This window comes from Intrasporangium sp., from assembly GCF_032907665.1.
Lineage (GTDB): Bacteria > Actinomycetota > Actinomycetes > Actinomycetales > Dermatophilaceae > Intrasporangium.
This window is the reverse complement of record NZ_JAJJPG010000128.1, coordinates 1-9,442: the sequence shown is the minus strand read 5'-3', so window position 1 is coordinate 9,442 and position 9,442 is coordinate 1. Positions and strand designations below refer to the sequence as shown.

The window sequence follows — 9,442 nt, the reverse complement described above, 5'->3', positions numbered from 1 at the left end:
TCCTCGTCCGGAACCTCGAAGCCGTCGAGACGCTGGGATCGACGACCTTCATCTGCACGGACAAGACCGGCACGCTCACGCGCAACGAGATGGCCGTGGTGGAGGCGTGGACTCCGGCTGGGACCCTGGGGGTCGACGGGTTGGGCTATGAGCCTGATGCCGCAGTCTCGGCTTCGTCGCCCGCCGTGTGGGAGCTCGGGAAGGGCCTCGCCCTGGCCGCCATGCGGTGCTCCACCGGCTACGCCGCCCACGTGGACGGACGGTGGCAGGCCCGCGGCGACCCGACCGAAGCGGCGATCGACGCCTTCGCTCGGCGACTCGGTCTCGACACCGAGGCCGACCGGCGTGGGCACCTGGCACGGCTTCGCTTCCCCTTCGACCCGCGGACCCGACGGATGGCCGTCGTCATCGACGGGATGGCCGTCGTCAAGGGCGCGCCCGACAGCGTCATCCCCCTCTGTGGCAATCTCGACGAGGTCGCGGCGCTGCACGTCGCTGAGGGCTTGAGCGCCCGGGGACTGCGGGTGCTGGCGGTCGCGGCCCAGCCCATGGAAGCCGCTGGCCCGGTGCCGATGACGCTCGCGGACGTCGAGCGGGGCCTGAGCCTCCTCGGGCTCGTGGGCCTGGAGGACCCGCCCCGCGAAGAAGTCGGGCCGGCCTTGGCCGCGTGTCGGAGGGCCGGAATCAGCGTCGCCATGATCACCGGCGATCACCCTTCGACCGCGGCGGCCATCGCCGATGCGGTGGGCCTGCGCCACCCGGAGTCCCCGGTCCTCGTCGGTGCGCAGCTTCCCTCGGATGATGCCGTGCTCGCCTCCACCGTGGACCATGACGGGATCGTCGTGGCCCGGGTCTCGCCCGAGGACAAGCTGCGGATCGCTCGCGCACTTCGGTGCCGCGGTCACGTGGTGGCCATGACCGGAGACGGGGTCAACGACGCACCGGCCCTGCACGAGGCCGACATCGGGGTGGCCATGGGCCGGTCAGGCACCGATGTGGCACGCGAGGCTGCCGACCTCGTCCTTCTCGATGATGCCTTCTCGAGCATCGTCTCAGGCGTGGAGCAGGGCCGTGCGACCTTCGTCAACATCCGGCGCTTCCTCACTTACCACCTGACCGACAACGTCGCCGAGCTCACGCCCTTCGTCGTCTGGGCACTGTCCGGGGGGCAGTTCCCGCTGGCCCTCGGGGTGCTCCAGATTCTGGCCCTCGACCTCGGCACCGACACCCTTTCCGCGGTAGCGCTGGGCGCGGAGCCGCCCGCCCGGCACCTGCTCGACAGACCGCCGGTGCGCGGGCGACTGCTCAACGGCACCGTTCTGCGCCGGGCTTTCGGGCTGCTCGGTCCCGTCGTCGCGGCAACGACGATGCTCGCCTTTCTCGTCTCCCTGATCACGTCCGGCTGGTCACCGGGCGAGCCGTTCCCCTCCGGGGACACCCTGCGGGCCGCGTCGGGGGCGGCCTTCATGACGGTCGTCATCGCCCAGACCGCAAATGCCTTCGCGTGCCGCAGCTCAACAGTGTGGCCAGCCAGGCTGGGTTGGTCCAGCAATCGTCTCCTCTTGCCGGCAACGTCGATCGAGCTGCTCTTCTCCCTCGTCGTCCTCTTCGTCACCCCGATCGCGCTCGTGCTCGGGCACGCAAGTCCACCGCCTGCGGGCTGGGCTGTGGCCCTGGTGTCGGGGCCTCTGGTCCTCGCTGTCGACGGGCTGGACAAGTGGGCACGCTCGCGTCGCGGAGGCGCGGACGAATCCGCCTCACGCGGCGTCAGCTGACGACCGGCTCGGTGTCGGCGGCCCTCCTGCCGCGCCGGATGCGGTCAGTGCGAGACGCGAGCGTCCGTGGACACGTGGTCGCTGACTGGTGCCATCGTGGCCCGGGAAGGCGGGGCGGTGCTCGAAGGGTGCTGCGCCGCGATCGCCTTGGTCTCGTCGATCGCCGTGCGCAGGAGCCCGACGAGCTCGGCGGACGGGTCGTCGACGCAGGCGCGCGCAATGCCGTTGACCGCGAGGGAGACCACCTTGGCCGCGGCGTCCGCTCGCAGGTCCCGCGTGCCGACACGCCGGACGAAGTCGCGTGCCCACCGCTCGGCGCCGGGCACGTGCGCGAGCGCTGCCCTGGCCTCCGGGCTGAGGTGATCCGTGTCTCGGCCGGCGATGTCGTTGAGGTGTCGTTCCGCGCCCAGCACCGCGAGTGCCATGACGTTCTGGCGCTCGGCCGAGGCGATCGGGAGGGCGACCAGGGCGGCCCGGCGCATGAGGGTCGGAGCGACCCGCCGGTCATCGGGGTTGAGCCCGACGACCTCCGGGATCATCACCGCGAGCTCCTGACGACGGACGTCGCCCAAGGCGTCGTTGACGCACCGGGCCATCGAGGCCAGCACCGGGTGGGTGCACTTCGGGTGGTCACTCCACCGCTCACCTGCGAGGTACGAGGCCATCTCCATGAAGCAGGCACCCTTGCGTGGGTTGCGGTGACGCCCGCGGGAGAGGACCGGTACTCCGTCCGGGATGACGTCGAGCGGCGGGGATGTCGTGGTGGCGGATCGACCGAACATGATTGCTCCCTGTGTGCGGTGCGCTGACCTCTACCCAGAATGCGCTCAACAACCCCTGCCTGACCAGCCCTTTAGCGGATTGGAGCAGCCAAGAGGCCAGCCCCACCATGAGCGGTCAAGGAAGCGGGGCGCCGCTCAGCTGCCGCCCCCCTTGCCGACCTGAGCAGGGCCGACCGATGCCTCCCCGCCGTCTGAGACGTTCGCCGTGACATCGTCGCTGGCCGATGCCTGCGCCCACTGCGCTCGCCAACCCTCCAGGAGCGGGATGCTCATGCGAGCGCCGTGTCGGAAGGTGACCCTCTGCTGGCCCACAGGAAGGGGTTCGGACAACGGTGACAGCCCTGAGCTGAAGCCGAGGGCCTCGGCCGCCCGTCTGCCCACTTCCTGCCCGAGCGGGCCGGCGACTTTCAAGGCCTCCTCGTCGATGGTCGCGACGAGCGGGTAGGGCCGACGGCCCCAGGCCTGACGAAGCGTCTCGAGCCGAGCCAGGGACTCCGGGTCCATCACCTGTCTCGCCAAGCCGAGGTCGACCTCGTGCACGGCGTGGCAGAAGGCGGCGAAATGACTCGGTGTGCCGATCTCCCGGACGAAGGGCGCGTTCCCATGCCAGGAACGCTGTCCCTGCCGCGAGACTGCGGATGTCACCAGGGCGGTGACGAGGTCGGAGTGGAAGAGCCGGTCGTAGGCGAGATCGGGCGCGACGTGGCCGAGTGCCAAGCCGAACAGCGCGAACTCCAGGCACTTGGAACATTGCGCACACCAGCGTCCTCGACCGCTGGTGCGCATGCACATGACCATGCCATCCAAGGCATCCGGGTACAGCTGAAGGAGTGACCCGAAGGAGGCGAACTCGCCCACCGCATAGTGGGTGCCCTCTGGCTCCAGCTCCACACCCAGCACACTGCGGTAGTACGCGCCCAGTGCGCGGAGGCGCTCCGGCCGGCCGCTCGGGTTGGCCCACCGGAGGCTACCGTCCTTCGCCTCATGGCACCGGTAGCTCATCGCCGTGCGCGAGACGGTGACCGCCCTGGCTCCGTGGTGGAGCAGGGCGGGCAGTGTGGCGGCGGTGTAGAGGTTGACGTGGGGGCGGGCTGCACGACCGCGAGCGGTGAGGGTGGGGATGAAGTTGGTCGTGACGAGCTGCGTGCGGACCCCCGTGCGACGGGCCACGGGACCGACGACGAGACGCCTGCTGCGCCACGCAGCCCGAGCTGCGACGAGGGGGTGCGCGCTGAAATGCTGGAGGATGTGCAGGAGCAGGACCCGCTGAGGCTCACGTGTGTCGAGGAGCGCGCTCAGCGCGAGGGTGCTGTCCTTCCCACCGCCGAACGAGACAGCCACGTCGGCCGGGGCGCGCGCCCGTCGGCGACCGGGGTGGGGATCATAGGTGCGCTCGGCCGTCAGCGGCCCCTCGAACTCGACATGCTGCGCGTCGTGGTAGGCGCGCCACCAGTCGACCACCACTTCGGGGACCGGCTCCGGCAGTGTGACGACCACGCGCTCCCCCATGCGAGCCCAGACCGGAAGCTGGAGCGTGAGCAGCACCTCCCAGAGCACCGCGCGGTGGAAGCGCCGCAGTGGCACTCCGTGGAACCGGACCATGAAGCGGTTGCGGTGCTGCAGGTCGCTCGGCTCGCTGAGATGCCAGGAGTAGGTCACGCGTCCGCCGATGACCCGAGGGGGGTCGACGGTCACGCGCATGGCGCCTCCCCTCCGCAGAACCGTCCCCGTCGGCGCTGACGGGTCAGCGGGAGGCTACCAGTTGTTCACTCGCTGGACGGGTCCTCGGCGTTGTGGGGTGGGGCGAGCCGGTTGAGCAGCGGTCCGACGATGTCCATGGGCAGCGGGAAGACCACCGTCGAGTTCTGGTCGGCTCCCAGCTCGAGCAGGGTCTGCAGGTAGCGCAGCTGAAGCGAGGCGGGACTCTGCGACAGCATGTCGGCGGCCTGCTTCAGCTCTCCTGAGGCCTGCAGCTCACCCCGGGCGTTGATCACCTTCGCGCGCCGTTCCCGCTCGGCCTCGGCCTCCCGGGCCATCGCCCGTTGCATCTGCTCGGGGATCTCGACGTCCTTGATCTCGACGACGGACACGTCGACGCCCCACGGCTTGGTCTGCAGCTCGATGATCTCCCGCAGGTCGTGGTTGAGGTCCTCCCGGTGCGCGAGGAGGGTGTCGAGATCGGCGCGGCCGAGGACTGACCGCAGGGTCGTCTGGGCGATCTGGGAGGTCGCGACGGCGTAGTTCTCGACCTGCATGATGGCCGCCTCGGGGTCGACGACGTTGAAGAGGACCACGGCATTGACGCGCGCCGGCACGTTGTCCTTCGTGATGACCTCCTGCGGCGGGATCGTCAGCGTGACGACGCGCAGGTCGACGCGTTGCAGCCGATACAGGCCCGGCACGAGCAGGTGCAGGCCGGGTTGGTAGATGGGACGCAGCTTGCCGAGCCGGAAGACGACGCCGCGCTCGTACTGCGGGATGACGCGGATCGACGTGGCCACGACGGCGGCCGCGATGATCAGGACGGCAAGGGAGGGGGCGATCCAGCCGGGCATCAGGTCACTTCCGTGTCTTCGGGTCGGGCAGGTCCACGCGTCGGCGGTCGCTCGCCCAACGAGTCTGGTAGCGATCGAGGATCCGGTCGAGGGGCGGAGCCGCGGTGCCGTGGGGTGTCCGCCCGGCCACCGCCTCGGGCGTCGCCTCGGGAATGCCGGGAGCGTCGCTCGAGGCGTCGCTGCGCAGATGCTCGGGGAAGTTGCTGGGGGTGCGCCAGAGGTGCTGCGCCAGGGGCACGCCCGCGATGAGCCCCACGGTGACCGTGGTGACGAGCACGATGACGTCGCCGGCGCCGTGGGCACCGAGGAGCATCGCCGTGGGCATGAAGACCGCGATGGCGGCGACGACGAGCGAGATCCCCCGGTGGAAACGCCCCGCCTCCGAGTGGGGCCAGGGGTCGACCTGACGGGTCAGCTCGCGCGGTCCCGGGGTGGGCGAGCACTCGGCCTTGACCGGGCACCGCCCGCAGATCGCGTGCTGTCCCTGGTAGCGGATGACCCGCTTGTCGGGGTCGAAGGAGGCGGGCCAGAGCCACTCGTCCTGGTGGCACTTCCAGGCGTCCTGATCCTCGTGGTAGACGAAGTTGCCCGTCCGCCACCGGGACGATCGCTCCGCCGAGTGCGCCCCCATGCGGTCGAAGAGCCACGCGATGACGAGGAGCAGGGCTGAGTAGCCGCTGACCAGCAGCACGGTGACGGACGGGGCACGCATCGACTGGCCCCTACTTCTTCCCGGTGGGCTCGAGCTCGACGAAGAGCACGTCCTGGGGCATCTCCTCGACGACCGTGCCGTGCCGGTAGTGCCGCAGCCCGAGCCAGGTCATCCAGAGGAACGGCAGCACGCCCCCGCCGATGAAGATGAGGTCACCAGGCATGCGGCCCCACTCGAGCAGGGAGTTCGTCGTGTTCGTGACATAGGCGAGCTCACGGGCCTCGTAGTAACCCTCGCCGACTGAGTGGTAGAGCTGGAGCACCCCGAGCGGCAACAGGGTCGCGAAGACCATCCACGCGAGACCGATGTTGAGGCTCCAGAAGGACACCTTGGCCCACTTCTCCGGCCATCTGTCCGGAGGGATGAGGTAGCGGAGGGCGAACATCGCCAGACCGACGGCGAGCATCCCGTAGACGCCCATCATCGCCGCGTGGGCGTGGTTGGCGGTGAGGGCCGTGCCGATCTCGTAGTAGCTGACGATCGGCAGGTTGACGAGGAACCCGAAGACCCCGGCGCCGAGGAAGTTCCAGAACCCGACGGCGACGAGGAACATGACTGCCCAGCGATGGGGGAACGGTGCAGAGGTCTTGGCCTCCTGTCGTGCACCGAGCTGCATGAAGGCCCAGGCCTCGACGGTGAGGAAGGTCAGCGGGATGACCTCCGCCGCGGAGAAGAACGCACCGAGCGCCATGTGCTCGACCGGCGTGCCAGAGAAGTAGAGGTGGTGCATCGTCCCGATGACGCCGCCCATGGAGTAGAGGATGACGTCGAGGAAGATGATCCCGAGCGCGATCTTCTCGCGGACGACTCCGAGCATGACGAAGATGTAGGCGACCATCACGGTGGTGAACAGCTCGAGGAAGTCCTCGACCCACAGGTGCACGACCCAGAAGCGCCAGAACTCGGCAACCGTCAGGTGCGTCTCCGTGGTGGCGAGCAGTCCGACGGCGTAGAAGGCGGGGATCGCGAGCGCGGAGAAGAAGAAGAGCCAGGGCATGTTGCCCTTCGACTCGCCCCTGAGCCGGGCCCGGATTCCCCTGAAGATCATGACGATCCACAGCACCATCCCGACGGTGAGGAGGATCTGGAAGACCCGTGGGAGGTCGAGGTACTCCCATTGCTGGGCGAAGAGCGGGCCCTTGGCCCACTCGACGCCGTGGATGGACAGGGCTTCGGCGGTCAGCGAGCCGAAGACGACGACGGCGAGTGCACCGAGGAGCGCGTAGGCGAGCTTGTGCTGCCCCTTGGGCTCACGACCGGAGATGAGCGGTGTGAGGAAGATGCCCGCCGCGAGGAACCCGGCTGCCGTCCAGAAGAGGGACAGCTGGACGTGCCAGGTCCGGGCGAGGTTGTAGGGCAGCAGCTGCGCCAGGTCGAAGCCGAAGAAGGAGAGGATGTCCGCGCGGTAGTGCTCGGCTGCGGCGCCGACGAGGGTCTGGATGAGGAAGAGGAGCGCGATGACGAAGAAGAACCACGCGGTCGCGCGCTGGGCCAGGGTGAGGCCGACCGTGCCGGGTTGCCGGAAGGCGATCGCCGGGGCCTCCTCGGAGTGCCAGCCGATCTTGCGGCTCCACCGGCCATAGATCGCGAAGAGGAGCCCCGTGCCCCCGATGAGGGCGATGAGCGACAGGCCCGACCAGACGAGCAGGTCTGCGGTGGGGCCGTTCTCGACGCGCGGCTCCATCGGCCAGTTGTTCGTGTAGGAGTAGTCGAAGCCCGGTCGCTCGGCAGCCGAGGCCCATGCGGTCCACGCGAAGAAGGCGGTGATCTGCTGGATCTCCTGCGGGTCCGTGATGAGGCGGGGCTTGAGGCCGTGTCGCGTCGAGTCCTCGCCGAAGAAGTTGGCGTAGTACGTCTTGGCGTTGTCGAACGCGGCGACCTGGTTGTCGGTGAACGTCAGCACCCCGCTCGCGTCGTCGTAGCGGTTGGTGCGCCACTCCTCGACGTTGCGCGCCCGCGGGTCCTGCGTTCCGCTGTCGCGAAGCTGGTGCTCGGTGAACTCCGTTGCGTGGCGGAGGTACTCGGCGGTGAAGTCGGGCCCGAGGTAACCGCCGTGGCCCATGATCGAGCCGTACTGCATGAGTCCGCGGGCCTGGAAGAGGGCCTGGCCGGCGGTGATGTCCTCGGTGGTGAAGACGGTCTCGCCGGTCGAGCTCACCACTCGGTCCGGCTGCGGCATGGACGCGGTGTACGTGCGGTACGTGAGGATGCCCATGACGAAGAAGCTGAAGAGCATGACGAGGGCGACGCCCTGCACCCAGCCCTTCCCGACCAACATCTGGCGTTGCGAGGTGTCCTTCTGGGTTGGCGTAGTGGCCATCGCTGCTCCTGGCAGAGTTGTTTTCTACGGTCGATACCAGTGAAAAGCAGTGGAACTCTAGCAGTGCTTGGGACCGTACTCCCCTGCGGCTGCCTTGGCGACGTGAAGAGCAGGCACCCCCGGCGGGTTGGGCTGGCACGACGCAGGGCCCGCACCACACGAGGTGGCGCGGGCCCTTCTTTGTCGTATGCCGCTGGGCTGCTTCAGACAGCCGGCTCCGGAGTCGGCGCGTCGGGCACGACCTGCGCGTCGTCGGGCGCGTCTCCGTCGTCACCGCGTCGCACCGCAGCGAGGAGCATCTGGGCGACGTCGACGACCTCGACCTCCCCCTCGGCCTTCTTGCCGTCCTGCACCGCGGCGTTGAGGCCGTCGGTCAGCATGACCTTGCAGAAGGGGCAGCCGATGGCGATCCGGTCCGCACCCGTGGCGAGGGCCTCCTCGGTGCGGTTGTTGTTGATCCGCGTGCCGAGCTTCTCCTCCATCCACATCCGCGCCCCACCGGCGCCGCAGCAGAAGGACTTCTCGCCGCTGCGCTCCATCTCGGCGTACTCGACACCGGGCAGGACCTGCAACAGTTCGCGCGGCGGTGCGTAGACCTGGTTGTGCCGGCCCAGGTAGCAGGGGTCGTGGTAGGTGACCTTGGAGCCGGTCGAGCCCGCGCGCGAGACGCCGAGACCGTCGCCCTCACCGGGTCGCGCCACGGGGGTGAGGCGCTTCTCCCGGACGAGGCGGTTGAGCAGCTGGGTGTGGTGCAGGACCTCGTAGTTGCCGCCCAGCTGGGGGTACTCGTTCTTGATCGTGTTGAAGCAGTGAGCGCACGTGACGACGATCTTCGTCGCGCCGACCTCGTTGAGGACCTCGACGTTCTGCTGCGCGAGCATCTGGTAGAGGAACTCGTTGCCGGCGCGGCGGGCGGAGTCGCCGGTGCAGGCCTCGCCGTCGCCGAGGACGGCGAACTTCACCCCGGCGAGGTTGAGCAGCTCCGCGACGGCGCGGGTCGTCTTCTTGGCACGGTCCTCGTAGGCGCCGGCGCAGCCGACCCAGAAGAGGTAGTCGACGTCATCGAGGGACTCGACGTCTGAGCTGCCTGAACCGCCGACCTGCGGCACGTCGAAGGGCAGGTCCTTGGCCCAGTCCATCCTCAGGCGTGGGGCCAGGCCCCACGGGTTGGAGTTCTTCTCGAGGTTCTTGAAGAGACCACCGAGCTCGGCCGGGAAGGCCGACTCGATGAGGTTCTTGTAGCGGCGCATGTCGACGATCGCGTCGACGTGCTCGATGTCGACGGGGCACTGCTCGAC

7 protein-coding genes are annotated in these 9,442 nt (G+C 69.0%); 1 reads left to right on the top strand and 6 read right to left on the bottom strand.

The genetic code is table 11. The features are described 5' to 3' along the window. A partial coding sequence (locus tag LOY02_RS15580; protein ID WP_317183280.1) for an HAD-IC family P-type ATPase occupies positions 1-1,775 on the top strand: 1,775 nt, incomplete at its 5' end. A gap of 44 nt (positions 1,776-1,819) precedes the next feature. Here LOY02_RS15580 and LOY02_RS15575 read toward each other — a convergent pair. The 6 genes from LOY02_RS15575 to LOY02_RS15550 form a co-directional block, all read right to left on the bottom strand. Beyond that, complete coding sequence (locus tag LOY02_RS15575) at positions 1,820-2,557, bottom strand: hypothetical protein (protein WP_317183279.1); 738 nt, start codon at positions 2,555-2,557, stop codon at positions 1,820-1,822. Positions 2,558-2,692: 135 nt separating this feature from the next. Continuing rightward, positions 2,693-4,258 carry a hypothetical protein gene (locus LOY02_RS15570; RefSeq protein WP_317183278.1) on the bottom strand — a complete coding sequence of 522 codons (1,566 nt, stop codon included), beginning with the start codon at positions 4,256-4,258 and terminating at the stop codon, positions 2,693-2,695. A gap of 65 nt (positions 4,259-4,323) precedes the next feature. Further along, positions 4,324-5,112: a slipin family protein gene (locus tag LOY02_RS15565; RefSeq protein ID WP_317183277.1), complete on the bottom strand. Its 789-nt coding sequence runs from the start codon at positions 5,110-5,112 to the stop codon at positions 4,324-4,326. A gap of 4 nt (positions 5,113-5,116) precedes the next feature. Further along, on the bottom strand, positions 5,117-5,824 hold the full coding sequence (locus LOY02_RS15560) for a hypothetical protein (RefSeq protein WP_317183276.1): 708 nt from the start codon (positions 5,822-5,824) through the stop codon (positions 5,117-5,119). A gap of 10 nt (positions 5,825-5,834) precedes the next feature. Beyond that, positions 5,835-8,144: a nitric-oxide reductase large subunit gene (locus LOY02_RS15555; protein ID WP_317183275.1), complete on the bottom strand. Its 2,310-nt coding sequence runs from the start codon at positions 8,142-8,144 to the stop codon at positions 5,835-5,837. A 203-nt stretch (positions 8,145-8,347) separates the two neighbouring features. Then, the coding region (locus tag LOY02_RS15550) for a (Fe-S)-binding protein (RefSeq protein WP_317183274.1) at positions 8,348-9,442 on the bottom strand (1,095 nt) is incomplete at its 5' end.